Here is a 25,614-nt window from a genome sequence, read left to right on the forward strand (position 1 = left end):
AACGATCGTTGGGGAGTCCTCCCCCTCCGTCGCGCTACGCGCGCCACCTCCCCCTGGCGGGGGAGGATTGAAATGCTGACGTGCTGGGAACGCGCCTGAGTTCGCGCGCAAGCGGCGGGAAGCGTGCGGCCGGACGGGCGGATAGGCGGCCGCCATGGATTTGCAACGCTATGACTGGCCGGCGCTGACCGGCGATCTCGATACGCAGGGCTGGGCGGTGCTGCCCGGTCTGCTCGACCCCGCGACCTGCCGCACGGTCGCCGCACTCTATGATGAGCCGGACCATTTCCGCAGCCACGTCGTGATGGCGCGTCACGGCTTCGGCCGCGGTGAATATCGCTACTTCGCCTACCCCCTGCCGGAGCTGGTGTTCGCGCTGAGGACCACGCTCTATCCGCGCCTGGCGCCGCTGGCGAACCGCTGGCACGAGCGGATGGGTCTGCCGACGCGGTTTCCCGAGACGCACAGCGCGTTCGTGCTTCGCTGCCACGAGGCCGGACAGCTGCGGCCGACGCCGCTGCTGCTGCGCTACGGCACGGGCGACTACAACGCGCTGCACCAGGACCTGTACGGCGATCAGGTCTTTCCGCTGCAGGTCGCGATCCCGCTGTCGGCGCCGGGCGAGGATTTCACTGGCGGCGAGTTCGTGCTGACCGAGCAGCGCCCGCGGATGCAGTCCCGCGCGCATGTGGCGCCGCTGGGCCAGGGCGATGCATTGGTGTTCGCGGTCAACCAGCGACCGGTGACCGGCACGCGCGGCGACTATCGCGTGACCATGCGCCACGGCGTCGCCGCCGTGCGAAGCGGACAGCGCCACACGCTTGGCGTCATCTTCCACGACGCCAGTTGAGCTCGGACGGATCGCCACCAAGCATGTCGTTTGGTTATGTCTTAAGCCCCTCCCCTTCAGGGGAGGGGTTGGGGGTGGGGAAGTGCGGCAGGCCGTCCGGCTCGTGGATAGTCCCCACCCCAACCCCTCCCCTGAAGGGGAGGGGCTAAATTGCTGGACGTCGATCGGCCTAAGGACAGCTAAGGGTTTGAGGGGCGCCGCGCCCCTGCTATCCCCCGCCCATGCCCCACCTCTACCTGGTCGATGGCTCCGGCTACATCTTCCGCGCCTATCACCGGCTGCCGCCGCTCACAAACAAGCACGGCGAGCCGGTCGGCGCCGTCTACGGCTACACCACCATGCTGTGGAAGCTCGCCGACGAGCTGCACAAGGCCGAGGGGCCGACGCACATGGCGGTGATCCTCGACAAGTCCGAGCACACCTTCCGCAACGAGCTCTACGACCAGTACAAGGCACACCGCCCGCCCGCGCCCGAGGACCTGGTGCCGCAGTTCCCGATGATCCGCGACGCGACGCGCGCCTTCTCGCTGCCGTGCATCGAGGAGCAGGGCTGGGAGGCGGACGACCTCATCGCCTCCTATGCCAAGGCGGCGCTTGCGCAGGGCTGGCAGGTGACGATCGTCAGCTCCGACAAGGATCTGATGCAGCTGATCGAGCCGGGGCTCGACCTCTACGACACGATGAACAACCGCCGGCTGGGGCCGGAAGCGGTGGTCGAGAAGTTCGGCGTCGGTCCGGACAAGCTCGGCGAGGTGCTGGCGCTGATGGGCGACAGCGTCGACAACGTCCCCGGCGTGCCCGGCGTCGGCCCCAAGACCGCGGCCAAGCTGATTCTGGAACATGGCGACGTCGAAGCGGTGCTCGCCGCCGCGCCGTCGATGAAGCCGGGCAAGCTGCGCGACAACCTCATCGAACATGCCGAGATGGCGCGGCTCAGCCGCAAGCTGGTGACGCTCGCCTGCGACGTGCCGCTGCCCGATCCGCTCGATGCGCTCGAGCTCAAGGGGATACCCGATGCGCCGCTGCGCGCCTTCCTCGAGCATCACGGTTTCCGCTCGCTGATCGCCAAGCTGTCGGCGGTGGCGGACGCGCCGGTCGAGACGCCGACGCTGCCGATCGCGCAGGAGGAGGACCCGCCCTGCGACCACGACGCCTATGAGACGGTGGTGGACGAGGCCGCGCTCGATCGCTGGATCGAGCAGGCGCGCTACCAGGGCCATGTCGCGATCGATACCGAGACCACCGGCGTCGACGCCACCCGCGCCGAGCTGGTCGGCGTCAGCCTAGCGCTCGCGCCGAACCAGGCCTGCTACGTCCCCGTCGGCCACGGCGGCAGCGACATGTTCGCCGAGAAGCCGGTGCAGCTCGATCGCGAGCTGGTGCTGGCGCGGCTGAAGCCGCTGCTCGAGGACCCGGCGGTGCTCAAGATCGGGCACAACCTCAAATACGACCTGATCGTGCTCGGCCGGTTGGGAATCGAGGTCGCGCCCTATGACGACACGATCGTGATGAGCTTCAACCTCGATTCGGGGCTGCACGGCCACGGCATGGACGAGCTCGCCGCGACCCACCTTTCGCACAGCTGCATCGCCTACAAGGACGTGGTCGGGACGGGCAAGAAGCAGCTCGGCTTCCACGAGGTCGATCTCAAGGCCGCCACCCGCTACGCTGCCGAGGATGCCGACGTGACGCTCAGGCTGTGGCGCCGCTTCAAGCCGCGGCTGCCGTTCGAGAGCGTCACGCGGGTGTATGAGATGGTCGACCGGCCGCTGCCGGCGGTGATCGCCGGCATGGAGCGCGCGGGCGTCAAGGTCGATGCCGACATCCTTTCGCGGCTCTCGACCGAATTCTCGCACCAGATCGCGGCCCTCGAGGACGAGATCCACGCCATCGCCGGCTTCAAGTTCACGATCGGCAGCCCCAAGCAGCTGGGCGACGTGCTGTTCGACAAGATGGGGATCAAGGGCGGGCGCAAGGGCAAGTCGGGGGTCTATTCGACCGACGTCAACGAGCTCGAACGGATCGCCGCCGACAAGGATTCGCCCGGACGCGAGATGGTGCAGAAGGTGCTCGACTGGCGCCAGCTCACCAAATTGAAGTCGACCTACACCGACGCGCTCCAGGCGCAGATCAACCCGGCGACGGGCCGTGTCCACACCAGCTATTCGCTGACCGGCGCGCAGACCGGGCGCCTTTCCTCGACCGATCCCAATCTGCAGAACATCCCGATCCGGACCGAGGTCGGCCGGCAGATTCGCGACGCCTTCGTCGCCGAGCCAGGCAATGTCATTCTCGCCGCCGACTATTCGCAGATCGAGCTCAGGCTCGCCGCGCACATCGCTGACGTCGATCCGCTGCGCCAGGCGTTCCTGAACGGCGACGACATCCACAACATGACGGCGATGGAGCTGTTCGGCGAACTCAACCGCGACACCCGCGCGCGGGCCAAGACGATCAACTTCGCGATCCTCTACGGCATCTCGCGCTGGGGGCTCGCCGGTCGGCTCGACGTCACGCCCGACGAGGCGCAGGCGATGATCGACCGCTATTTCGAGCGCTTCCCCGGCATCAACCGCTACATCGCCGACACGCTGAGGGAAGCCAAGGAGCGCGGCTACACCACCACGCTGTTCGGGCGGAAGACGCATTTCCCGCGCCTCAAGTCGCCCAACCCCAACGAGCGCGGCGGATCGGAACGCGCCGCGATCAACGCGCCGATCCAGGGCACCAGCGCCGACATCATCAAGCGCGCGATGGCGCGGATGGGCCCGGCGCTCGCCGCCGCAGGGCTGCCGCGTGTCCGGATGCTGATGCAGGTGCACGACGAGCTGGTGTTCGAGCTGCCCGAAAGCGATGTCGAAGCGGCGACGCCGATCATCCGCGATGTGATGGCCCGCGCTGCCGAGCCCGCGGTCGAGCTCACAGTGCCGCTCGGCATCGACATCGGCGTGGGCCCGAGCTGGGGCGCGGCGCATTGATACTGGTGCGAATCCAGCCCCCTCCACCGTTCGTGCTGAGCTTGTCGAAGCACCGCCCTTCTTCTCTCGGAAGTGAAGGACGGCCCTTCGACAAGCTCAGGGCGAACGGGGTTGGTGAAGTAGCCGCACATGGCTGAATCCCAACAAGACATCGCCGCGCTCGCCAAGGGCGGGCGTACCAACATCCTCGGCTTCGTGCTGCGGCTGGCTGCACGCCTGCCGTTCCTGTTCATTGCCGGCCGTCTCTACGGGCCGGAGATCGTCGGCCGCTTCGCGCTCGCGGTGCTGGTGGTCGAATTCGTGGCGATGATCGCGACATTGGGCCTGAAGCGCGGCCTCGCGCAGGCGCTGACCTCGACCGACCGGCCGCACGTCCATGTCGTGTGGGACGCGATGGCGGTGGCGTTCGGCGCTTCGGTGCTGGGGTCGGCGGTGCTGTTCGCCTTTCCGCAGGCGATGTATCCCAACAGCCAGGTGATCGGCTTCGAGCGGCTGCTACCCTGCATCGTCTTCGCCATCGCTTGGTCCGACGTGAGCCTTGCCGCGCTCGCCTATCGCATGAACGTGAAGGCGAGCGTCACCGCGCGCGCGGTAGTCGAGCCCTGGACGATCAGCATCGCGGCCTGGGCGCTCTATTATGTCTCGTCGCGCGACGGGCTGATCCTGGCCTATGTGCTGTCGATGCTGGCGGCGCTCACCGCGTCGCTGGTGCCGTTCGTCAAGAGCTACGGCCTGCCCTATGGCTGGTCGCCGCATATCGCCTCGATGTTCGCGCTCGCGCGGCGCAACGCCCCGCTCGCCGGCGCCGATGCGATCGAATGGGGGACGCGCAACGTCGACCGCTTCATCCTGGGCATCATGTTCGCACCGTCGATCGTCGGCATCTATTACATGGCGCAGCAGGTCGCCTCGCTGCCGCAGAAGCTCAAGACCAGCTTCGATCCGGTGCTGGGGCCGGTGATCACCCAGAGCCTCAAGGAGGGCGATCGCGCCGCCGTCGCCAAGCAGGTGCGGCAGGTCGGCTTCTGGATCATGGCGGCGCAGGGCTGCCTCGCACTGATGGGGTCGATCCCGGGCGAGGCGGTGATGGGCATCGTCGGGCCGCAGTTCGTCGCGGGCACCGCCGCGCTTGCCTTCCTGCTGATCGCGGAGGTGCTCGCCTCGACTGGCGCGGTGTGCGAATCGGCGCTGGTCTATGTCGCGCGCCACCGCAACCTGATGATCTCGATCGGGGTGCTGCTGTTCCAGATCGTGCTGAGCTTCGTGCTGATCCTGGCGATGCGCGGTCTCGGCTGGCCGATCAATTATCAGGCGGCGGGCGTCGCGGTGGCGCTGATGGTGGCGGTGCTCGCCGGGTCGGTGGTGAAGGCGAATTTCCTCTCGCATCTGCTGAAGGCGCCCGTCGCCGGCTGGCGGTGGCCGCTGGTGTGGGCGGCGCTGGCGGCGATCGTGGTCGGCTGGATGTTCACCACCCTGCCCAAGCGCTTCGAATGGGCCGAGCTGGTGATCGGCGAGCCGATGATCGCGCTCACCTATCTCTTCATATTGTGGAAATGGGCGTTCGGCCCGGAGGACCGCGCGTTATTCCGCAAGGTGCCCCGCGCCGAGGCGATCGACCTCAAGGAGACAGCGGCGACGGGGCATTAGCGGTTAAGTGCTCCTGCGAAGGCAGGAGCCCTGGATCACAGGCCGTCTCGCTTGCGGCCTGCGCTCCTGCCTTCGCAGGAGCACCGGGTCCGCTAGTGGCGGAAATGCCGCATCCCGGTGAACACCATTGCGAGCCCCGCTTCGTCGGCGGCGGCGATCACTTCCTCGTCGCGGATCGATCCGCCCGGCTGGATCACCGCCGTCGCGCCCGCCTCGACCGCCGCGAGCAATCCGTCGGCGAAGGGGAAGAAAGCATCGGAGGCGACCGCCGATCCGATCGTGCGCGGCTGGGCCCAGCCGGCCTTGTCGGCGGCGTCCTTCGCTTTCCAGGCGGCGATGCGCGCCGATTCGAGGCGGTTCATCTGCCCTGCGCCGATGCCGGCGGTGGCGCCGTCCTTGGCGTAGACGATCGCGTTCGACTTGACGTGCTTGGCGACCGTCCAGGCGAAGCGGCAGTCGGCGAGCTCCTGCGCCGTCGGCGCGCGCCGGGTCACCACCTTGAGGTCGAGCTCGGAGACGGTCCCGTTGTCGCGGGTCTGCACCAGCCAGCCGCCGGCGATCGACCGGGCGGTGAGGCCGAGCCGCGCGGGATCGGGCAGCTCGCCAGTCAAGAGCAGCCGGAGGTTCTTCTTGGCCGCGAACAGCGCCAGCGCCTCCTCGTCGGCGTCGGGCGCCACCACCACTTCGGTGAAGATGCCGGTGATCGCGCGCGCGGTCTCGGCATCGAGCGGCCGGTTGAGCGCGATGATGCCGCCGAACGCGGACACCGTGTCGCAGGCGAAGGCCTCGGCATAGGCCTTGGCCAGCATGTCCGCGGTGGCGACGCCGCAGGGATTGGCGTGCTTGACGATGACGACGGTCGGCTCGGCGTCGCGGAACTCGCTCACCAGCTCGAGCGCGGCGTCGGCGTCGTTGTAGTTGTTGTAGCTGAGCTCCTTGCCCTGCACCTGCCGCGCCTGGCCGATGCCCCGCGCGCCAGAGCCGCCCTGGGTGTAGAACGCCGCTTGCTGGTGCGGGTTCTCGCCGTAGCGCAGCGCCTGTCCGCGCTTGAGCGCGATCGGCAGTGCCTCGGGGAAAGCCTCGCCCTGGTCGGCGAAGGCGAACCAGCTCGCGATCGCCGCGTCATAGGCGGCGGTCGCGGCATAGGCCTTGGCCGCGAGCCGCTTGCGCGTGGCGAGGCTGGTGCCGCCGGCCTCCAGCTCGCCGATCACCACGGCATAGTCCGCGGGATCGGTCACGATCGCCACCGCGGCATGGTTCTTCGCCGCCGAACGCACCATTGACGGACCGCCGATGTCGATGTTCTCGATGATCTCGTCGCGGTCCGAGCCCTTCGCCACCGTCTGGACGAAGGGATAGAGGTTGACCACCACCAGGTCGATCGCGCCGATGCCGTGCTCGGCCATCGAGGCGACGTGCTCGGGATTGTCGCGCACCGCGAGCAGGCCGCCGTGCACCACCGGATGCAGCGTCTTGACGCGGCCGTCCATCATCTCGGGAAAGCCGGTGAGGTCGGAGATGTCGCGCACCGTCAGCCCCGCCTCGCGCAGCGCCTTCGCCGTGCCGCCGGTCGACACCAGCTCGACGCCGCGGCGCGCGAGCGCCTCGGCGAGCTCGACGATGCCGCTCTTGTCGGAGACGGAGAGCAGCGCGCGCTTGATCGGAACCTGGTCCATGGACGTCCTTACTTCGATCGGTGGAACCACCAGCTCACGCTCGTCCCGCCGGCGGGCGTTTCCCCGTTGACGACGAGCTGCTGGGTCGGATGGGGGCGGCCGTCGCCGTCGATCCACACGCTCTCCTCGAGCGCGAGGCCGGCGCCGCGGCAGCGGAACTGCCAGAGGAGGTTGCCGGGGAGCCGCAGCAGCGCGGCTTGGCCGTCGGCGGTCATCGCGGCCTCGACATGCGGGGCGAGATGGAAGCGGATCGCGAACGGCGTGGCTGCGGTGGCGCGCTTGCGCCCGGCGGGCACCAGCATGTCCTCGCCGCGCAGGTCGCGCCCGTCCCCGCTGAGCGCCAGCGTGCGGCGGTGGACGAAGCCGAAGCGGCGGACATAGCCGTCGTGGCTTGCCTCGATCCGGCTGACGGTGTCGCTTTCGGCGCGCGCCAGCTCGACCTCGGCCACGCCCTTGCCGAGCGCGCCGTCGGGCAGCACCGCGGTCGAGTTGGAGTCGGCAAGCACCAGGGTCGAATGGGCGGCGGTAGTGCGCAGCCCCTCGATCAGCGCGGCCGGCAGCGTCGCGTTGGCAATGCGCCCGCCGCCGCAATTGACGATGATGCGGTGCGGCCCGTCCGAAAGCTCGAAGGCCAGCGTCGAGGCGCAGCCCCCCTCCGCCACGCGCGCGACCGGCGGCGGGGCGGCATCGACGATCAGCAGGGTCGATTGCGCCGAGAGCCGCTGGTATCCCCATTCGCGCGCCTGCTTGAGCGGCCGCGTGCGCACGCCGGAGGCGGTGACGATCGCCTCGATCGTATCGCCGGCGATCGGGCCGCTGCCCTGCCAGCTGGCGAGCCCGCGGTCGCCGTGGCACAGCCCAAGCAGCGGCGGCACCAGCGCCGCGATCGCGCCGGTCATCTCGGCGAGCGGCTCCACGCGCCGCGCGGCATAGACCTCGCGCAGCGCGACCAGCAGCATCAGCGCATCGAGCTGCCCCGCCGGCGAGCGGCCGAGCGTGCCGCCGTCGCCGGTGATCGAGGCGGCGAGCGCGCGGGCGAGCCCCGCCTCGCCGACCGCGCGCCGCGTCTCGCCGCCGGCGATCATCAGCCCCGCCGCGACCACGCCGCACCAGGCGGCGATCCGCGCCGGCCCCGGCGGCACCCGGTCGGCGGTGCGCTCGGCATGGCGCACGCCGCGGGCGAGCGTGTGGAGCACGCTGGAGCGATAGACGAGGTCGTTCGACGACAGGATCAGCGGCGCATGCGCGATCCAGGCGAGCACGCGGCGCCCGACCAGGTCGGCGCGCCATGCCGGATCGGAGACCTTCTCGGCATGGGCGGCGAGCCAGCGGCGCGTGAGCGCCTCGGCGATCGGGACCGCCTGGTCGCGCGTGGCGACGGTGGACAGGTCGCGCAGCCAGCCGAAGCCGTGGAGATAGGCGGCGAAATCGGTCGAGACGTCCGGCCGCGCGAGGTCGAGCGTGTCGACGGACCGGCGCTCGCCGCGGAACATCACCATCGCCTTGAGCAGTGCGTGGCCGCGCGCCGGATCGCCGAGGAAGGGATCGTCGGCCACCGCGAGCAGCCGCAGCGGATGGCGCCCGCTGAGGGCGAGCCGGTGGAACGGCGTGCGCCAGGCGAGGCGCTGGAACCGGTCGGCGATGCGGTCGGCGAGCGACAGCCCCTTGTCGCCGCCGACGCGGATCAGCCTCCTGCCCTGGTCGATCGTGTCGGGGCCGGGCCGGGTCGGGTCGTCGGCGCTCACTGTCCGCGCAGGGCCCGGATGTTGTCGGCGTAGCGGTCCGTGCCGCCGGCGAAGGTGGCGGTGCCGGCGACCAGCACGTCGGCGCCGGCATCGATGCATTGCCGCGCGGTGGTGCGGTCGACGCCGCCATCGACCTCCAGGTCGATCGCGCGGCCCGAGGCGTCGATCAGCTTGCGGATCGCCGCGATCTTGCGCAGCTGGCTGGCGATGAAGCTCTGTCCGCCGAAGCCGGGGTTGACGCTCATCACCAGGATTAGGTCGACGTCGTCGATCAGATAGTCGAGGGCGGCAACCGGCGTCGCCGGATTGAGCACCACGCCCGCCCGCTTGCCGAGCGCCTTGATCCGCTGCACCGATCGGTGGATGTGCGGGCCGGCCTCCGGATGCACGGTGATGATGTCCGCGCCCGCCTCGGCGAAGGCGTCGAGGAACGGATCGACCGGCGAGATCATCAGATGGACATCGAACGGCTTGGCCGTGTGGGGACGCAGCGCCTTCACCACGCCGGGGCCGATGGTGATGTTGGGCACGAAATGGCCGTCCATCACGTCGACATGGATCCAGTCGGCCCCCGCCGCATCGATCGCGCGGATTTCCTCGCCAAGACGGGCGAAATCGGCGGAGAGGATCGAAGGGGCGATGCGGACGGGCATCCGAGGAGCCTCTAGCACGCATGCGCCGAGGGGCAAGGCTTGGTCGAGGGTGGGTCTATATTCGGATCGGTGAGAAGTGCGGTCTTTTCTATCCTCCCCCGCCAGGGGGAGGTGGCACGCGAAGCGTGACGGAGGGGGAGGATGGCGATCCGTTACCGGCGTGCTTCCTCCCCCTCCGTCAGCCTATGGCTGACACCTCCCCCTTGCGGGGGAGGATTGAAGGGGGACAGCACCTCCAACTGCCTGAATATCGATCCGCCCTAGCCGGTCCGCATCATCCGCGCGATGAAGAAGCCGTCGAGCCCGCCCGCGTCAGCCATCATTCCCGGCAGCGTGCGCACCCAGCCGCGCGGATGGGCGACGAGATCGTCGGGCAGCTCGTCGGCGAGCACCGGATCGATCGCGAAGTCGCGCCGCTCGCCCAGGAAGCGCTCGAGCTGCGCCTCGCCCTCGCTCGGCTCCAGCGAGCAGGTGGCGTAGACCAGCAGCCCGCCGGGGCGCACCCAGTCCGCGGCGCGCGCGAGCAGTGCCCCCTGCAGCTCGGCCATCTCGGCAATCAGGCGCGGCGTCACGCGATGGAGCACGTCGGGATGACGGCGGAAGATGCCGGTCGCGCTGCACGGCGCGTCGAGCAGCACCGCGTCATAGGACTCGCTCGGCGCCCATCGCAGCGCATCGGCGGCGATCACTTCGGCGGCGAGGCCGGTACGGGCGAGGTTGTCGCGAAGTCGCGCGAGACGACTTTCGGAGATGTCGAGCGAGGTCACGCGCCAGCCTGCCGCCGCCAGCTGGAGCGTCTTGCCGCCCGGCGCGGCGCAGAGATCCAGCGCCCGCCCATCCCCGCCGCCGATCAGCCGCGCCGGGAGCGAGGCGGCGAGGTCCTGGACCCACCAGCCGCCCTCGGCATAGCCGGGCAGTCCCGGCACCGCAGCGCCGTCGGCGAGCCGGCGATGGCGGGGGAGCAGCGACAGCCCGTCCGGCGCCATGACGTCATCGGCCTTGAGCGTGAGATCGAGCGGCGGCGGCGCGGCGATGGCGTGGCGGGCGCCCGTCACCACCGCCTCGCCCCAGGCCTCGCGCCAGCGGACGGCCGCCTCCTCGGGCAGCGTCGGCAGCGCCGGCAGCGTCGCACCGCGGCGGGTCAGCGTGCCGAACACGCCGTGCACCAGCCGGCGCGGGCCGCCGTCGACCAGCGGCAGCGTGGTGGCGATCGCTGCATGGGGCGGCGTGCCGAGCGCGAACGCCTGCACCAGGGCGATGCGGAGCACCGTGCGCGCCTTGGCGTCGCCGGGGAGCGGCTGGCGCGTCGCCGAGTCGATCAGCGCGTCGAGGTCGGGCAGGCGCCGCAACGCCTCCGCGGCGATGGCGTGGGCAAAGGCGCGGTCGTCGGCGCGTTCGATGCCCTGGGTGGCGGCCGGAAAGGCTTGCTCGATCGCCTGACCGCGTCTCAGCACAGCATCGAGCAGCCGGAGTGCGGCACGACGGGCGGGGACACCGGCCGGATCGGCCTTGATCGGGGACTTGGGTGGGCGCATTGGGCCTCTATGGCCCAACGCCCGCCGCATGTGAAACCGCCCGCCGACTGGCCGCCGCCCAGCCCTCCCGTGCCCACGCCCGAACCGCTGGTCCGTCCCGACGCCGATCCGCTCGGCAAAGACCCGGTCCGCTACGGCGATTGGGAGCGGAACGGGATCGCGGTGGACTTCTGAGCCGCGCCGCTATCGAACGCTGTTACTCGGCCGCTTCCGCCAACTCCGGCTCCTTCCAAACCAGCACCGGCTTACGCGCCGCCAGCGTCTCGTCGAGGCGGCGCCGCGGGGCGAAGTGCGGGGCGGACTTGAGCGCCGAGTCGCCGGCCCTGGCGCGCTCCGCTACCGACCGCAAGGCACCGATGAACTGGTCGAGCGCCGCCTTGCTCTCGGTCTCGGTCGGCTCGACCAGCATCGCACCGTGGACGACGAGCGGGAAGTACATCGTCATCGGGTGATAGCCCTCGTCGATCAGCGCCTTGGCGACGTCGATCGTCGAGAAGCCCTCGGCCAGCCCCTCGTCGGAGAAGATCGCCTCGTGCATGCACGGCCCCGACGCCGCGAACGGCGCGTCGAGCGTGCCCTCCAGGCTGCGCAGGACATAGTTGGCGTTGAGCACCGAATCCTCGGCGACCTGCCTGAGGCCGTCGGCGCCGTGGCTGAGGATATAGGTCAGCGCCCGCGTGAACATGCCCATCTGCCCGTGGAACGCGGTCATGCGCCCGAAGGTCGCGGGATGATCCTCGTCGGCGGTCTCCTCCTCGACCAGCTTGTAGTGGCCGTCCGGCATCTTCGCGACGAAGGGCAGCGGACCGTAGGGCGACAGCGCCTCCGACAGCACCACCGGGCCCGCGCCTGGGCCGCCGCCGCCGTGCGGCGTCGAGAAGGTCTTGTGGAGGTTGATGTGCATCGCATCGATGCCGAGGTCACCCGGCCGCACCCGGCCGACGATCGCGTTGAAGTTGGCGCCGTCGCAATAGACGTAGCCGCCGACGGCGTGGACCGCGTCCGAGATCGCCTTCATGTCGCGCTCGAACAGGCCGCAGGTGTTGGGGTTGGTGATCATCACCGCGGCGACGTCCGGGCCCAGCCGCGCCTTGAGCGCTTCGAGGTCGACGCGGCCGTCGGTGTTCGCCGGAATGTCCTCGACCGTATAGCCGGCGAAGGCAGCGGTGGCGGGGTTGGTGCCGTGGGCGCTCTCCGGCACCAGGATCACCTTGCGGTGTCCCTCGCCGCGTGCCTCCAGCGCCGCCTTGATCGCCAGGATGCCGCACAGCTCGCCGTGCGCGCCGGCCTTCGGGCTCATCGCCACGCCGTGCATGCCGGTCAGCTCGATCAACCAGAAGGCCAGCTCGTTGATCACCTGCAGCGCACCCTGCACCGTGTCGACCGGCTGCAGCGGGTGGAGATCGGCAAAGCCCGGCATCCGCGCGACCTTCTCGTTGAGGCGCGGATTGTGCTTCATCGTGCACGAGCCGAGCGGGAATAGCCCGAGGTCGATCGCGTAATTCTGGCGGCTGAGGCGGGTGTAGTGGCGCACCGCCTCGGGCTCGCTGAGGCCGGGCAGGCCGATCGGTGCAGAGCGCTCCAGGCCGGCCAGGCGCGATCCGTTCGCCGCGGGCGCGGGGCCGAAGTCGACGCCGGTGGTCTCGGTCGAGCCGATCTCGAAGATCAGCGGTTCCTCCAGCATCAGCGCGCGGTTGCCGGTGAAGGTCGCGGCCTCGCCGGTGCCGGCCTGCGGCGCCTCGGGGCGCCAGCCGCTCGGATTGATCGTCATGCCAGCACCTCCCTCAGCGCCTCGGCAAGCACGGCGACGTCCTCCGCCGTGGTGGTTTCGGTGACGGCGACGACGAGCCCGTTCTCGAGGCTCTCCGCGCCCGGGTAGAGCCGGCCCAGCGAGACGCCCGCCAGGATATCGCTGTCGGCGAGCTGGCGCACGACCGGGCGTGCTTCCTTGCTCAGGCGCAGGGTGAACTCGTTGAAGAAGCTCGGCGTCACCAGTTCGACCCCCGGCACCTCGGCCAGCCGGTCGGCGGCGGCGGAGGCGGCGGCGTGGTTGACCCGGGCGAGCTGGCGCAGGCCGGCTTCGCCGAGCAGGGTCATGTGGATCGAGAAGGCGAGCGCGCACAGCCCCGAGTTGGTGCAGATGTTCGACGTCGCCTTCTCGCGGCGTATGTGCTGTTCGCGGGTGGAGAGCGTGAGGACGAAGCCGCGCTTGCCGTCGGCGTCGACCGTCTCGCCGGTGAGGCGGCCGGGCATCTGGCGCACCAGCTTCTCCGAACAGCCGAACAGGCCGACATAGGGCCCGCCGAACTGGAGCCCGACGCCGATCGACTGACCCTCGCCGACGACGATGTCGGCGCCCATCTCGCCCGGCGACTTGAGCAGGCCGAGCGCGACCGGCTCGGTGACCACCGCGACGAGCAGCGCCTTCTTCGCATGGCACGCCGCAGCGAGCTCGGAGAGGTCGGCGATGCGGCCGAGAATGTCGGGGTACTGGACGACCACGCACGACGTATCATCGTCGATCTTGTCGATCAGCGCGGTGGTATCGGGCTCCGCAACCAGATCCGGCAGCGAGGTCTCGAGCACGTCGCCGGTGAACTTCGCCATGGTCTTCGCGACCGAGACGTAATGCGGGTGTAGCCCGCCCGAGAGCACCGCCTTCGCCCGCCGCGTCACGCGGCGCGCCATCACGATCGCTTCCCAGCAGGCGGTCGAGCCGTCGTACATCGAGGCGTTGGCGACGTCGGTCCCGAGCAGGCGCGCGACCTGCGTCTGGAACTCGAACAGCATCTGCAGCGTGCCCTGCGCGATCTCCGGCTGGTAGGGCGTGTAGGCGGTCAGATACTCGCCGCGCTGGATGAGATGGTCGACGCTCGCCGGCACATGGTGGCGATAGGCGCCGCAGCCGAGGAAGAAGGGCGCATCGCCCGCCGCCAGGTTCTTGCGCGCGAGCGCGGCCATGTGGCGCTCGACAGCGAGTTCCGAGGCGTGGAGCGGCAGGCCTGGGATCGGACCGTCGAGCCGTGCGGCCTCCGGCACGTCGACGAACAGGTCGTCGATCGATCTGGCGCCGATGACGCCGAGCATCGCCTCGCGATCGGGCTGGGTGAGGGGGAGGTAGCGCAATGTCATTCTCCAAGCCCCTCCCCTTCAGGGGAGGGGTAAGGGGTGGGGGAGTGCCGTCTCACCGAGCCTGTGGCCTGCAGACAGTCCCCACCCCAACCCCTCCCCTGAAGGGGAGGGGCTTTCAGGGTTACAGCTTGCTTACGAAATCCTGGTACTTGGCCTCGTCCATCAGGCTCTCCAGCTCGCCGGCATCGGCGATGGTGAGCTTGAAGAACCAGCCCTCGCCCTCGGGGTCCGAATTGACGAGGCTCGGGTCGTCGCCGAGCGCGGCGTTGCCCTCGATCACCGTGCCGGAGACCGGCGAGTAGACGTCGGATGCGGCCTTGACCGACTCGACCACCGCGGCGTCGTCGCCCTTGGCGAGCCGGCGGCCGCCCTCGGGCACCTCGACGAACACGATGTCGCCGAGCTGGCCCTGGGCATAGTCGGTGATGCCGACGGTCGCGGTGTCGCCGTCGACGTCGATCCATTCATGGTCTTCGGTGAAATAGCGGCTCATCTGGTCAGGCTCCCTGGCGGACATAGCGATGGGGGACAAAGGGCATGGCGGTGACGGTGGCTTGGTGCAGCTTGCCGCGCTGGGTGAGCGTGACCTTGCTGCCGGGCGCGGCGAAGGCGGCGGCGACATAGGCCATTGCGATCGGCGCGCCGACGCTGGGAGCGAAGCCGCCCGAGGTGACGCGGCCGATCTCGCTGCCTTCGCCGTCGACCACCAGCGCGCCTTCGCGCACCGGCTGACGGCCCTCGACGGCGAGGCCGACGCGCTTCACCGCCGGACCCTGCTCGCGCTCGAGCATGATGCGGGCATGGCCGGGGAAGCCGCCTTCCTCGCGCCGGCGCTTCGACAGCGCGAAGCCGAGGTCGGCCATCACCGGCGTCGTCTCGGGATCGAGGTCGTGGCCGTAGAGCGGCAGCCCCGCCTCCAGCCGCAGCGAATCGCGCGCGCCGAGGCCGATCGGCCTGACCTCGGGCTCGGCCGTGATCGCGTCGGCGAACGCCTCGGCGCGGTCGGCGGCGATCGAGATCTCGAACCCGTCCTCGCCGGTATAGCCCGAGCGGCTGACCCACAGCGGCGTGCCCGCCCAGTCGAAGCGGCCGCCGGTCATGAACACCAATGTCTCGACGCCGGGCGCCAGCCGTTTGAGCGCGTCGACCGCCTTCGGGCCCTGCAGCGCGAGCAGCGCGTGCTCGTCCATATGGTTGAGCGTGATGTCGTCGGGCAGCGAATCGCGCAGGTGGCCGATATCGTCGAACTTCACCGCGCCGTTGACGACCATGTAGATGCCGCCCGGCCAGCGCGTGATCATGATGTCGTCGAGAATGCCGCCATTGTCGGCGAGCAGCAGGGAGTAGCGTTGCTGATGGACCTTGAGCCCCTTCACGTCGGCCGGGATCAGCGCCTCCAGCGCCGCGTCCAGACCTTCGCCCGACAGCAGCAGCTGGCCCATGTGGCTGACGTCGAACAGCCCGGCCGATTCGCGCACCCACAGATGCTCGGCCATGATCCCTTCGTACTGGACCGGCATGTGATAGCCCGCAAACGGCACCATCCGGCCGCCCCGCGCGCGGTGCCAGGCGTCGAGCGGGAGCGTCATCGGCTCCTCGGCGATCGGCTGGTCGATAGTGTCGTCGCTCATGGCCGGCCTTCCGTTTCGATGGGTCTGCGACGGCAACGCGCGTATCGCGCCATTGTCCGCCGCCCCCTCTGTCACGGAAACCTGAGAGCTTTGACCCCGGCCGCGGCCGGGGCTTACCCCTTCGGTGGCCCCGCTCGCGCGGGACGCTTTCCAGAGTGTCGGGCCTCGCGCGGTCCCTTGTGCCTGAGAGATTCCGGGGCGGTTGCTCCTTCGGCGGCGAGGGGCGTGCCCCTCACTCTCTCCCGCGCGCGCCTCGGCCGGTCACCCGGCCTCGACCGGCCAAGCTCTGGCCGCGCCTTTTGTCCGAGTCAATCGCCGAACGCGCGCGCGATCAAATCCTTTGTGGACGGATCGAAGTCGCCACCGCCCTGATCGGCCGCCTTCGCCATCTCCTTGCCCAGCTCGACGCCGAACTGGTCGAACGGGTTGATGCCGAGCAGCGCCGCGCTGGTGAAGACGCGCTGCTCGTAGAAGGCGATCAGCGCGCCGAGCGTCCGCGCGTCGAGCGTGTCGAGCAGGATCGTGCTCGACGGCCGGTTGCCCGGATAGGCGCGCGCGGCGTCGTCGTTGGGCCGCCCCTTCATCAGCGCAGCGCCCTGCGCGAAGGCGTTGAGGAGGAGCTGGCGGTGATGGACGTCGGCCAGCGCATCGCCCGGCTCGATCGAGGCGACGAACTCGACCGGCACCAGATGTGTGCCCTGGTGGAGGAGCTGGAACACCGCATGCTGCGCATCGGTGCCGACCCCGCCCCAGGTAATCGGCGCGGTCGGCCGGTCGAGCGGCTTGCCGTCGACGGTGACGCCCTTGCCGTTCGATTCCATCTCGAGCTGCTGGAGATAGGAAGGCAGCAGCCGGAGGCGCTCGTCATAAGCGAAGGTCGCGCGGGTTTCGCAATGCCGGACCTGCGCGTAGAACAGGTCGGCGAAGGCGGCGAGCACCGGGGCGTTCTCATGCGAGGCGGCCAGGCGGAAATGGCGGTCCATCTCCGCCGCGCCTTCCAGCAACTCCTGGAACGAGTCCCAGCCGAGCGCGAGCGCCGCCGGGAAGCCGATCGAGGACCACAGCGAATAGCGTCCGCCGACGCTCTCGGCGAACGGCAGCACGCGCGTCTCGTCGACGCCCCATTCGATCGCCTTCTCGGGCGCGGCGGTCAGCGCGATCACGCGGCCATAGGGATCCTCGACCCCGTCCTCGGCCATCCAGGCGATCGCGCTCTGCGCGTTGAGCAAAGTCTCGGTGGTGGTGAAGGTCTTGGACGCGACCACCAGCAACGTCGCCGCCGGATCGAAGCGTGCGAACGCCTCCTCCAGCGCGGCGCCGTCGACGTTGGAGACCACCGCCACCTCGTAGCGCGCGCTTTCGCGGCCGAGCGCGTCGACCAGCAGGTCCGGTCCCAGCGCCGAGCCGCCGATGCCGATGTGGAGGACGTGGCGGATCGGGCCCAGCGCATCGGCCTCGATCGCGTCGATGAGAGCGCGCATCCGCGCGTGCAGCGCCTGGGCGCGGGCGACGCTCTCTTCCGCGCCCTCGCCGCGCTCGGCGGTGTGCTCGGCGGCGCGGCCCTCGCTGGTGTTGACAGCCTCGCCGGCGAACAGCGCATCGCGCCGCGCGGCGAGCCCCGCCGACTTCGCCAGCCCCTCGAACGCCGCGATCGCCGCCGCGTCGAGATGCGTCTTGGAGAAGTCGAAATGGATGCCCGCGACATCGACCGAGAATCGCTTCACGCGATCGGGATCGTCCTGGAACAGCTCGACCAGGCTGGGGGGATTCAGCGCCTCGACCTTCGACCAGTCCGTCATGTGCATCTCCTTGGGGGACAGCGCCACCTAAAGCCTAATGCTTGACGCGCAAGGCGCGCCGCCACATGCCGTGCACATCATGTCCGACACCGCTACCGCTCCGGCGACAAAGCCCAAGCGCTCCGAATGGCGCGAGACGCTGAGCTTCCTCATCAAGCTCGCGCTGATCGTGTTCGTCTTCCGCAGCTTCATCCTCTCGCCCTTCTCGATCCCGAGCGAGTCGATGCTGCCGCGGCTCTTGATCGGCGACTATCTCTTCATCTCCAAGTGGAACTACGGTTATTCCCGGCACTCGCTGCCGTTCAGCCTGCCGCTGATCCCCGGCCGCATCTTCCCGTCGACGCCCGCGCGCGGCGACGTGGTGGTGTTCAAGGCGCCGCCGGGCAACAAGGCCGACTATATCAAGCGCGTGATCGGCGTCCCCGGCGACACCATCCAGATGGTCCACGGCCAGCTCGTGCTGAACGGAAAGCCGGTGCCCAAGCAGCGCGTCGCCGATTTCATCGTGCCGATCACCCCCAACTACGGCTGCGAGGCGCAGTTCCAGGACGATGTCGGCGGCAAGCCGGTGTGCCGCTACCAGCAGTTCCGCGAGACGCTGCCCAACGGCAAGAGCTACAACGTGCTCGACCGCGGCTATTACCCGCAGGCCGACGACACCGGCGTCTACACCGTGCCGGCCGGCCACCTGTTCATGATGGGCGACAACCGCGACGCCAGCGCCGACAGCCGCTTCCCCGCGGTCGAGGGCGAGGCGATCGGGCTGGTGCCGATCGAGAATGTCGAAGGCAAGGCGCTGGTCAACTTCTGGTCGACCGACGGCACGGCCAACTGGTTCCTGCCGTGGACCTGGTTCACCGCCGCGCGGTGGAAGCGTCTCGGGATGGGGTTCTGAGCAGCGATCTCGACGCCTGGCTCGCAGCGACGTTCGGCGCGGCTCCGGCCAACCGCGCCGTGTTCGAGCGTGCGCTGACGCACGGCAGCCAGGCCGCGGCAAATTACGAACGGCTCGAGTTCCTGGGCGACCGTGTGTTGGGGCTGGCCATGTCGGAATGGCTTTACGAGCGCTTTCCGGATGAGCCGGAGGGCCAGCTCTCCAAGCGGTTCAACGCGCTGGTGACCGGCCCGGTCTGCGCGGAAGTGGCGCGCGAGCTGGGGGTGCCGGCGCATGTCCGCCTCGGCAAGCAGGCGCGCGACGACGGCGCCGCGGCGAGCGACAACGTGCTCGGCGACGTGATGGAGGCGCTGATCGGCGCGCTCTATCTCGACCGCGGGCTGAAGGCGGCGAGAGCCTTCGTCCGTCAGCATTGGGCCGACCGCATCGACCAGCTCCGCGCGCCGCAGCACCCCAAGTCCGCGCTCCAGGAATGGGCGGCCGCGCACAACCGACGCCCGCCAGAATATGCGGTGGTCGACCGCACCGGCCCGCATCACGCGCCGCGCTTTCGGGTGAAGGTCGCGATCGGCAAGCTCGCCGAGGCTGAGGGAGAGGGCACATCCAAGCAGGAAGCGGAGACGGCGGCGGCGGCGGCGTTGCTCGGGAAACTAACGAAATGAGCCTCGTCCCTCTCCCCGTTCGTGCTGAGCTTGTCGAAGCACCGTTCTTTGATGGGGACAGCGGGCGATGAGCTTCTGGGCCTATATGCTCCATTGCCGTGGCGGCGTGTTCTATGTCGGCCACACCGACAATCTCGAAGCGCGTATTGCCGAGCATCATGCCGGCAAGTCCGCCTACACTCGGCAGTACCTCCCATTGGAGCTCGTCTGGTCGCAGGACTTCCCGACCCGTCTCGAAGCCCTGGAAACGGAACGCCGGATCAAGGGTTGGAGCCGGGCGAAGAAGCTGGCATTGGTTCGAGGGGATTGGGCCGCGATTTCAGTGCTTGCGGCGAGCAAGAACGGTCCTTCGACAAGCTCAGGACGAACGGGTGAAGGGAACACCCCATGACCCAGCATTGCGGCCTCGTCGCCGTCGTCGGCGCGCCCAATGCGGGCAAGTCGACGCTCGTCAACGCGCTGGTCGGACAGAAGGTCGCGATCGTCAGCCCCAAGGCGCAGACCACGCGCGCGCGGCTGATGGGGATCGCGATCGAGGGCGACGCCCAGCTCCTGCTGGTAGACACGCCGGGCATCTTCGAGCCCCGCCGCCGGCTCGACCGGGCGATGGTCGCCGCCGCCTGGAGCGGCGCGGAGGGCGCCGACCTGATCGCACTGGTCGTCGACGGCAAGGCGGGGATCGGGCCAAAGGTGACCATGATCATCGAAGCGCTCAAGGCGCGGCCCGAGCCAAAGCTGCTCATCCTCAACAAGGTCGACGTCGCCGACAAGCCGCGCCTCCTCGGCCACGCGGCCAAGCTCAACGAACTGCTGCCGTTCGACGAGACCTTCTTCGTCAGCGCGACGACCGGTGACGGCGTGCCCGAGCTCAAGGCCGAACTCGCGAAACGGATGCCCGAAGGCCCGTGGCATTTCCCCGAGGATCAGGTCGCCGACGTCACCGACCGGATGCTCGCCGCCGAGGTGACGCGCGAGCAGCTCTACCACCAGCTCCATGCCGAGCTCCCCTACGACAGCGCGGTCGAGACCGAGCTCTACAAGGAACGCGAGGACGGATCGGTCGAGATCCACCAGCAGATCCTGGTCGCGCGCGACACCCAGCGCGCGATCGTGCTCGGCAAGGGCGGCAGCCGCATCAAGGAGATCGGCGCCCGCGCCCGCGCCGAATTGAAGGAACTGCTCGGCGTGCCGGTCCACCTCTACCTGCACGTCAAGGTGAACCCGCGATGGGAGGAGGACCGCGGGCTCTATCGCGACATCGGGCTCGACTGGGTCGAGTGACCGCGGCGCCGGCGTCAGAGGGTCGCCGGCGCCGCGCCCCCTTTGGCCGTCAGAGCGCGAACCGCGCCGTCACGCGGATGTCGCGGCCCGCGAGCGGAGCGAAGTCCTTGAGGAAGCTCGAGGCGCGCCGCGCGACGACGTCGAAGATGTTGTTGGCGCTGAGGACCAGGTCGAGCTTCTTATCGCCGAACGGCTTCCACGACGCCGAGGCGTTGACCATGGTGTAACCCGGCGTGGTCGTCTCGAAATCGGTGACGCGGTCCTGCTTGAACACATGCTCGACCTCGAACCGGCCGGTGAGCGCATCGCTCTGCGCCTCGAGCCCGCCGAGAAGGCGGAGCGGCGGGATGCGCGGCGCCGGGCCCTGGTCGACGATGTTGGCATGGACATAGTCGCCGAGCGCGTCGGCATTGATCGTCCAGCCGCCGAGCCGCGCCAGCCGCACCGAGGCGTTGGCCTCCAGGCCCCAGTAGCGCGCGTCGGCCTGGAGCGACTGGAAGCACGGCAGGTCGACGTCGCGGCCGGACGGCGCCGCGGCCGCATCGCACACCGACTGCGCCACCTGGTTCTCGTAGATGAAGTTGGAGAACCAGTTGTAATAGGCGGAGGCGTCGAAGCTGTAGCCGTCGCCGTGGCCGTGCAGCGTCGCCTCGACGCCCCAGCCTTTCTCGGTCTTGAAGAAGGGATTGCCGAGCTCCCACGCCTGGGTGCCGGCGTGCGGGCCGTTGGCGAACAGCTCCTCGGCCGAGGGCGCGCGCTCGGTGCGCGAGACGTTGACGCCGATCCGCCAGTCGGACGCGATCGCGTAGGAGGCGCCGAGCGAGCCCGACAGCGTCTCGAAATGCCGCCTGCCGCCGAAGAAGGAGAGATCGTCGGCCAGCGTCTTGGCGTCCTGGTCGGTCACTTCGTAGCGCAGACCGCCTTCGACCTTGAACGCGCCGAGATCGAGCTGCTGGAGCGTGAAGACGCCGAACTGGTTGGTCTCGCTGCGCGGCAGGAAGGCCTCGTCGCCGACGACGTTGAAGGCGCGGTTGAAATATTGGACGCCCGACGCGCCCGTCCAGCCGCCGCGATTGGCCTGGACCAGCTCGAGCCGCCCCTCGGTGCCGTTGTTGTAGAAGGCGGTGCCGATCGATCCGTCTTCCTCCAACTCGTAATGGCGATAGTTGGCGTGGCCGATGCGGAGGCGAATCTGGTCGAGGAAGCCGCCGCCGGTATCGATCTCGCCGCGCAGGTCGACGCGGTTCTGCACGACGTCGAGCCGCGGCGCCTCCTGCTCCTGGCCAGGCTCGGTCGCATAGCGGATCGGCACGCCGTAGAGGCTGTCATAGTGGCTGTAGGAGACGCCGAGGTTGCCGGTGTCGGTGATCACCGAGGCGCCGAAGCCGGCGGTCCAGGTCTCGGCCGAGGAATTGGGGAGCTTGCCCTTGAGCCTGGCCTGGCCGGCGAAGTCGATCGGCTCCTCGTCCGGATCCTGCGGCAGGCCGGCGCTGGCGAGCGACGCGGCACGCGCCCAGGGTGCGAGCAGATAGCCGCCGGTCCTGAGGTTGCCGGACTTGGAATAGCTGCCGTCGGCATGGACCACGAACGGGCCGCCGACGGCGACGTCGCCCGCCGCGCCCACCGTGCGCTCGTTGGCGGCCGAGCCGTAGGTGGCGATGCCCTGCAGGCGATAGCCGTCCTCGGGGATGCTGCGCGGGATGCGCGTGTCGATCACGTTGACGACGCCGCCCACCGCCGACGAGCCGTAGAGCAGCGCGGACGGCCCGCGCACCACCTCGATGCGCTCGGCGAGCAGCGGATCGATGATGACGGCGTGGTCGACCGAGGTGTTGGAGACGTCGATCGAGCCGATGCCGTCGGTCAGCACGCGGACGCGATCGCCCTGGAAGCCGCGCAGGATCGGCCGCGACGCGCTCGGCCCGAACGACGTCGCCGACACGCCGGGCTGGCGGGCGAGCGTCTCGCCGATGGTCGGGCGCAGGCTGCGGGTCAGCTGCTCGCCGGTGACGACCGAGGTGCCCTGTAGCACGTCCGATTCGCTCCGTTCGATGATGCCGGTGATGACGATGTCGCCCGGATCGTTGGCATGATCGTGCTGCTGCGGAGCAGGTGCCGGAGCGGCGGGCGTGTCTTCCGCGAAGGCGGGAGCGGCGGTGACGGCCAGCGCGATCAGGCTGGCGGCGGAGGCGAGCTTCAGCATGGGCGCGCCTGTTACGAGCAATGTTACAACGTATCAAGTCCGAATTGTCGCATCGCAGCAACACCCGGGCCGGCCGATCCTTACAGCGGAGTGTTACAGGGGCTCCGGCCCATGCCGCGTCAGGACATGGGTGCACAGCTGCGCCTCGGGCGTATCGTCACCGGTGAGCGCGGCGACCGTCACCCAGCCGTCGGTGCGCAGCTTCGCCGCCGCCGCAGCATCGGTCCCGAACGGCAGGAACAATCGCCGCCGCTCGACCGAGCGGCCCTGAGATTCAAGGATCGAATCGGCGAAGATCGTGAAGCCCACCGCCGGCTCCTCGCGGCCGCCGTCGTGGACGATGGTGTAGCTGCCGCCGCGCCCGATCTCGCCGCGCGCGCCGCCGCCGAAGATCGAGAAGCCGACCCAGCTCTGGTACTCGAACCCGTGGCGTTCGGTGGGATCGAGCGTGAGGCCGATACCCTCCGGCAGCGCCTCGGCAATCGCGACCAAGCCGTCGAGCCGGCTGGCGAGCTTGTCATGAGCGCGCAGCTTCTCGACCGCGGCGGCGAAGGGTCCCGCGGCTTCTATCAGCGGCAGATAGGCGCGGTCGATCGCGGCGACACGGCCCGCGTCCTTGGCGTCGAGCGCCTCGCTCAGCGCAGTCCGCGTCTCCGGCGCAAGATCGCCGGCGAGCGTCGCGAGGATGTCGGGCAGGGTGAAGTCGATCGACAGTCCCTTCACCCCGACCGCGGCGAGCGCGTCGACCGCGACGCGTACCACCTCCGTCGCGGCGGCGACGCTGTCGAGGCCGATCAGCTCGACGCCGATCTGCCGCATCGCCCGCGCCGGGCGCAGTTCCGAGGCGCGGAGCTTGAGCACCGGGCCGGCGTAGCTGAGGCGGATCGGGCGCGGATGATGCGCCATCCGCGTCGCCGCGATCCGGCCGATCTGCGCGGTGATGTCGGGCCGGATCGCCAGCGTGCGCTGCGACAGCGGATCGACGAAGCGCACCGCGTCGCGCACCGCGCCCGCCTTCAGCCGGCGGGTGAGCTCGTCGGCATATTCGACCAGCGGCGGCTCGACCTGCTCATAGCCGTTGAGCCGTGCGGCATCGAGCACGCCTCGCTCCAGCCGCGCCGCCGCGTCCGCGAACGGCGGCAGGCGATCGTCGAAGCCCTCGGGAAGCAAGCCGGTCATCAATGGATGAAGCCCCTCATCGGGCCGAGCGTGCCGAAGCCCGGTCCTCACTTGCCCCGGCTAGAAGAAGGACGGCCCTTCGACAAGCTCAGGGCGAACGAGGAGGTGGAAACACCTCCCACCCCCCCCCCCCGCTCAGGATCAGAACGCCAGCGCCATCGCGGTCTTCACGCCCGGCAGCGCGCGGACCTTGGCGATGAGGTCCGGCGTCACTGCCTCGTCGACCGACAGCAGCAGCACCGCCTCGCCGCCCGCCTCGCGGCGGCCGAGGTGGAAGGTGCCGATGTTGACGCCTTCCTGCCCGAGCAGCGAGCCCAGGCGGCCGATGAAGCCCGGCGCATCCTCGTTCACCACATAGAGCATGTGGCCGGCGAGATCGGCCTCGACCTTGATGCCGAACAGCTCGACCAGGCGCGGCGCCTGGTTGCCGAACAAGGTGCCGGCGACCGAACGCTCGCCGGCGTCGGTCTTCACCGAGACGCGCAGCAGCGTGTGGTAATCGCCTTCCTTCTCGGTCCGTACCTCGCGCACCTCGAGCCCGCGCTCCTTCGCCAGATAGGGGGCGTTGACCATGTTGACCGTCGCGGTCTGCGTGCGCAGGTATCCGGCGAGCACCGCGCTCACGATCGGCTTCGGGTTGAGCTCGGCCGCCGCGCCCTCGGTATGAATCGAGATGCGCGGGATCGCGCCGTGGCTGAGCTGGCCGACCAGGCTGCCGAGCTCCTCGGCCAGCGCCATGTAGGGCTTCAGGCGCGGCGCTTCCTCGGCCGACAGGCTCGGCATGTTGAGCGCATTGGTGACGCCGCCGGTGGTGAGATACTCGGCCATCTGCTCGGCGACCTGGATCGCGACGTTGACCTGCGCCTCGCTGGTCGACGCGCCGAGGTGCGGGGTCGAGATGAAGTTCGGCGTGCCGAACAGCGGCGACTCCTTGGCCGGCTCGGTCACGAACACGTCGAGCGCGGCGCCGGCGACATGGCCCGCATCGAGCGCCTCCTTGAGCGCCGCCTCGTCGACCAGCCCGCCGCGCGCGCAGTTGATGATGCGCACGCCCTTCTTGGTCTTGGCGAGGTTCTCGCGGCTCAGGATGTTGCGGGTCTGGTCGGTGAGCGGCGTGTGCAGCGTGATGAAGTCGGCGCGGGCGAGCAGCTCGTCGAGCTCGACCTTCTCGACGCCGAGCTCGATCGCGCGCTCGGGGCTGAGGAAGGGATCATAGGCGATCACCTTCATCTTGAGGCCGATCGCGCGGTCGGCGACGATCGAGCCGATGTTGCCGGCGCCGATCAGGCCGAGCACCTTGGACGTCAGCTCGACGCCCATGAAGCGGTTCTTCTCCCACTTGCCGGCCTGGGTCGAGGCGTCGGCTTCCGGCAGCTGGCGGGCGAGCGCGAACATGAGCGCGATCGCGTGCTCGGCGGTGGTGATCGAGTTGCCGAACGGGGTGTTCATCACCACCACGCCCTTGGCCGAAGCGTGCGGGATGTCGACGTTGTCGACGCCGATGCCGGCGCGGCCGACCACCTTGAGGTTGGTCGCGGCGTCGAGGATCTCCTTGGTCACCTTGGTCGCGCTGCGGATGGCGAGGCCGTCGTATCGGCCGATGATCGCCTTCAATTCGTCGGGCGTCTTGCCGGTGATCTCGTCGACCTCGATCCCGCGCGCGCGGAAGATCTCGGCGGCGGTGGGGTCCATTTTGTCGCTGATGAGGACTTTGGGCATGTGCGTGCCTTTCAAGAGCATGTGCTCCC

20 protein-coding genes and 1 riboswitch are annotated in these 25,614 nt (G+C 69.5%); of the genes, 8 read left to right on the forward strand and 12 right to left on the reverse strand.

The genetic code is table 11. The features are described from left to right. Window positions 1–154 precede the first annotated feature (154 nt). From LZK98_RS01955 to LZK98_RS01965, 3 genes are all read left to right on the forward strand, one after another. Window positions 155–850, forward strand: a complete 696-nt coding sequence (locus tag LZK98_RS01955; protein ID WP_233784673.1) for a 2OG-Fe(II) oxygenase — start codon at window positions 155–157, stop codon at window positions 848–850. A gap of 221 nt (window positions 851–1,071) precedes the next feature. Then, window positions 1,072–3,828, forward strand: a complete 2,757-nt coding sequence (polA, locus tag LZK98_RS01960) for a DNA polymerase I (RefSeq protein ID WP_233784674.1) — start codon at window positions 1,072–1,074, stop codon at window positions 3,826–3,828. Window positions 3,829–3,957: 129 nt separating this feature from the next. Further along, entirely contained in the window at window positions 3,958–5,475 is a 1,518-nt protein-coding gene (locus LZK98_RS01965; protein ID WP_233784675.1) for a lipopolysaccharide biosynthesis protein, read from the forward strand. A 92-nt stretch (window positions 5,476–5,567) separates the two neighbouring features. Here LZK98_RS01965 and purH read toward each other — a convergent pair whose 3' ends face one another. From purH to LZK98_RS01985, 4 genes are all read right to left on the reverse strand, one after another. After that, window positions 5,568–7,151, reverse strand: coding sequence for a bifunctional phosphoribosylaminoimidazolecarboxamide formyltransferase/IMP cyclohydrolase (gene purH, locus LZK98_RS01970; protein ID WP_233784676.1), 1,584 nt, complete (start codon window positions 7,149–7,151; stop codon window positions 5,568–5,570). An 8-nt stretch (window positions 7,152–7,159) separates the two neighbouring features. Then, on the reverse strand, window positions 7,160–8,896 hold the full coding sequence (locus LZK98_RS01975; RefSeq protein WP_233784677.1) for a heparinase II/III family protein: 1,737 nt from the start codon (window positions 8,894–8,896) through the stop codon (window positions 7,160–7,162). Continuing rightward, a complete protein-coding gene (rpe, locus tag LZK98_RS01980) occupies window positions 8,893–9,549 on the reverse strand; it encodes a ribulose-phosphate 3-epimerase (protein WP_233784678.1) in 657 nt (218 codons plus the stop codon). Before rpe ends, LZK98_RS01975 begins: the two co-directional genes overlap by 4 nt. Window positions 9,550–9,809: 260 nt before the next feature. Beyond that, complete coding sequence (locus tag LZK98_RS01985) at window positions 9,810–11,084, reverse strand: RsmB/NOP family class I SAM-dependent RNA methyltransferase (RefSeq protein WP_233784679.1); 1,275 nt, start codon at window positions 11,082–11,084, stop codon at window positions 9,810–9,812. A gap of 9 nt (window positions 11,085–11,093) precedes the next feature. On the opposite strand from LZK98_RS01985, the gene LZK98_RS01990 reads away from it, so the two are divergent. Continuing rightward, entirely contained in the window at window positions 11,094–11,258 is a 165-nt protein-coding gene (locus LZK98_RS01990) for a DUF1674 domain-containing protein (RefSeq protein WP_233784680.1), read from the forward strand. A 22-nt stretch (window positions 11,259–11,280) separates the two neighbouring features. Here LZK98_RS01990 and gcvPB read toward each other — a convergent pair whose 3' ends face one another. From gcvPB to pgi, 5 genes are all read right to left on the reverse strand, one after another. After that, window positions 11,281–12,855, reverse strand: a complete 1,575-nt coding sequence (gene gcvPB, locus LZK98_RS01995; RefSeq protein ID WP_233784681.1) for an aminomethyl-transferring glycine dehydrogenase subunit GcvPB — start codon at window positions 12,853–12,855, stop codon at window positions 11,281–11,283. After that, entirely contained in the window at window positions 12,852–14,210 is a 1,359-nt protein-coding gene (gene gcvPA / locus LZK98_RS02000) for an aminomethyl-transferring glycine dehydrogenase subunit GcvPA (protein WP_233784682.1), read from the reverse strand. The genes gcvPB and gcvPA overlap by 4 nt, the downstream gene beginning before the upstream one ends. A gap of 127 nt (window positions 14,211–14,337) precedes the next feature. Further along, window positions 14,338–14,709: a glycine cleavage system protein GcvH gene (gene gcvH, locus LZK98_RS02005; protein WP_233784683.1), complete on the reverse strand. Its 372-nt coding sequence runs from the start codon at window positions 14,707–14,709 to the stop codon at window positions 14,338–14,340. 4 nt (window positions 14,710–14,713) lie between these two features. Continuing rightward, window positions 14,714–15,847, reverse strand: a complete 1,134-nt coding sequence (gene gcvT / locus LZK98_RS02010; protein WP_233784684.1) for a glycine cleavage system aminomethyltransferase GcvT — start codon at window positions 15,845–15,847, stop codon at window positions 14,714–14,716. 160 nt (window positions 15,848–16,007) lie between these two features. Continuing rightward, window positions 16,008–16,102: riboswitch (glycine riboswitch) on the reverse strand. 53 nt (window positions 16,103–16,155) lie between these two features. Continuing rightward, window positions 16,156–17,646 carry a glucose-6-phosphate isomerase gene (gene pgi, locus LZK98_RS02015; protein ID WP_233784685.1) on the reverse strand — a complete coding sequence of 497 codons (1,491 nt, stop codon included), beginning with the start codon at window positions 17,644–17,646 and terminating at the stop codon, window positions 16,156–16,158. Between the two features lie 79 nt (window positions 17,647–17,725). Between pgi and lepB the strand changes: the two genes are divergently transcribed. The 4 genes from lepB to era all read left to right on the forward strand — a co-directional run bounded on the left by lepB (window position 17,726) and on the right by era (window position 20,484). Further along, the gene (gene lepB, locus LZK98_RS02020) at window positions 17,726–18,541 is read left to right on the forward strand and encodes a signal peptidase I (protein ID WP_233784686.1); all 816 of its coding nucleotides are present in this window, start codon (window positions 17,726–17,728) and stop codon (window positions 18,539–18,541) included. Then, on the forward strand, window positions 18,514–19,203 hold the full coding sequence (gene rnc, locus LZK98_RS02025) for a ribonuclease III (protein WP_233784687.1): 690 nt from the start codon (window positions 18,514–18,516) through the stop codon (window positions 19,201–19,203). The genes lepB and rnc overlap by 28 nt, the downstream gene beginning before the upstream one ends. 67 nt (window positions 19,204–19,270) lie before the next feature. After that, a complete protein-coding gene (locus tag LZK98_RS02030) occupies window positions 19,271–19,594 on the forward strand; it encodes a GIY-YIG nuclease family protein (protein ID WP_233784688.1) in 324 nt (107 codons plus the stop codon). Further along, window positions 19,591–20,484, forward strand: a complete 894-nt coding sequence (gene era / locus LZK98_RS02035; protein ID WP_233784689.1) for a GTPase Era — start codon at window positions 19,591–19,593, stop codon at window positions 20,482–20,484. The genes LZK98_RS02030 and era overlap by 4 nt, the downstream gene beginning before the upstream one ends. Before the next feature lie 49 nt (window positions 20,485–20,533). On the opposite strand, the gene LZK98_RS02040 is transcribed toward era, so the two are convergent. From LZK98_RS02040 to serA, 3 genes are all read right to left on the reverse strand, one after another. Beyond that, complete coding sequence (locus tag LZK98_RS02040; RefSeq protein ID WP_233784690.1) at window positions 20,534–22,687, reverse strand: TonB-dependent receptor; 2,154 nt, start codon at window positions 22,685–22,687, stop codon at window positions 20,534–20,536. Between the two features lie 93 nt (window positions 22,688–22,780). Beyond that, on the reverse strand, window positions 22,781–23,866 hold the full coding sequence (locus tag LZK98_RS02045; RefSeq protein WP_233784691.1) for an ATP phosphoribosyltransferase regulatory subunit: 1,086 nt from the start codon (window positions 23,864–23,866) through the stop codon (window positions 22,781–22,783). Between the two features lie 141 nt (window positions 23,867–24,007). After that, window positions 24,008–25,585: a phosphoglycerate dehydrogenase gene (gene serA / locus LZK98_RS02050; protein ID WP_233784692.1), complete on the reverse strand. Its 1,578-nt coding sequence runs from the start codon at window positions 25,583–25,585 to the stop codon at window positions 24,008–24,010. Between the last annotated feature and the right edge of the window lie 29 nt (window positions 25,586–25,614).

The sequence above is a fragment of the Sphingomonas cannabina genome, assembly GCF_021391395.1.
GTDB classification, from domain to species: Bacteria; Pseudomonadota; Alphaproteobacteria; order Sphingomonadales; family Sphingomonadaceae; genus Sphingomonas; species Sphingomonas cannabina.

Bases quoted from the DNA above. Each gene is read 5' to 3' on its own strand.
- LZK98_RS01955 (WP_233784673.1), top strand. From the start codon at position 155: ATGGATTTGCAACGCTATGACTGGCCGGCGCTGACCGGCGATCTCGAT.
- polA (WP_233784674.1), top strand. From the start codon at position 1,072: ATGCCCCACCTCTACCTGGTCGATGGCTCCGGCTACATCTTCCGCGCC.
- LZK98_RS01965 (WP_233784675.1), top strand. From the start codon at position 3,958: ATGGCTGAATCCCAACAAGACATCGCCGCGCTCGCCAAGGGCGGGCGT.
- purH (WP_233784676.1), bottom strand. From the start codon at position 7,151: ATGGACCAGGTTCCGATCAAGCGCGCGCTGCTCTCCGTCTCCGACAAG.
- rpe (WP_233784678.1), bottom strand. From the start codon at position 9,549: ATGCCCGTCCGCATCGCCCCTTCGATCCTCTCCGCCGATTTCGCCCGT.
- LZK98_RS01985 (WP_233784679.1), bottom strand. From the start codon at position 11,084: ATGCGCCCACCCAAGTCCCCGATCAAGGCCGATCCGGCCGGTGTCCCC.
- LZK98_RS01990 (WP_233784680.1), top strand. From the start codon at position 11,094: ATGGCCCAACGCCCGCCGCATGTGAAACCGCCCGCCGACTGGCCGCCG.
- gcvPB (WP_233784681.1), bottom strand. From the start codon at position 12,855: ATGACGATCAATCCGAGCGGCTGGCGCCCCGAGGCGCCGCAGGCCGGC.
- gcvH (WP_233784683.1), bottom strand. From the start codon at position 14,709: ATGAGCCGCTATTTCACCGAAGACCATGAATGGATCGACGTCGACGGC.
- gcvT (WP_233784684.1), bottom strand. From the start codon at position 15,847: ATGAGCGACGACACTATCGACCAGCCGATCGCCGAGGAGCCGATGACG.
- pgi (WP_233784685.1), bottom strand. From the start codon at position 17,646: ATGACGGACTGGTCGAAGGTCGAGGCGCTGAATCCCCCCAGCCTGGTC.
- lepB (WP_233784686.1), top strand. From the start codon at position 17,726: ATGTCCGACACCGCTACCGCTCCGGCGACAAAGCCCAAGCGCTCCGAA.
- LZK98_RS02030 (WP_233784688.1), top strand. From the start codon at position 19,271: ATGAGCTTCTGGGCCTATATGCTCCATTGCCGTGGCGGCGTGTTCTAT.
- era (WP_233784689.1), top strand. From the start codon at position 19,591: ATGACCCAGCATTGCGGCCTCGTCGCCGTCGTCGGCGCGCCCAATGCG.
- LZK98_RS02040 (WP_233784690.1), bottom strand. From the start codon at position 22,687: ATGCTGAAGCTCGCCTCCGCCGCCAGCCTGATCGCGCTGGCCGTCACC.
- LZK98_RS02045 (WP_233784691.1), bottom strand. From the start codon at position 23,866: ATGACCGGCTTGCTTCCCGAGGGCTTCGACGATCGCCTGCCGCCGTTC.
- serA (WP_233784692.1), bottom strand. From the start codon at position 25,585: ATGCCCAAAGTCCTCATCAGCGACAAAATGGACCCCACCGCCGCCGAG.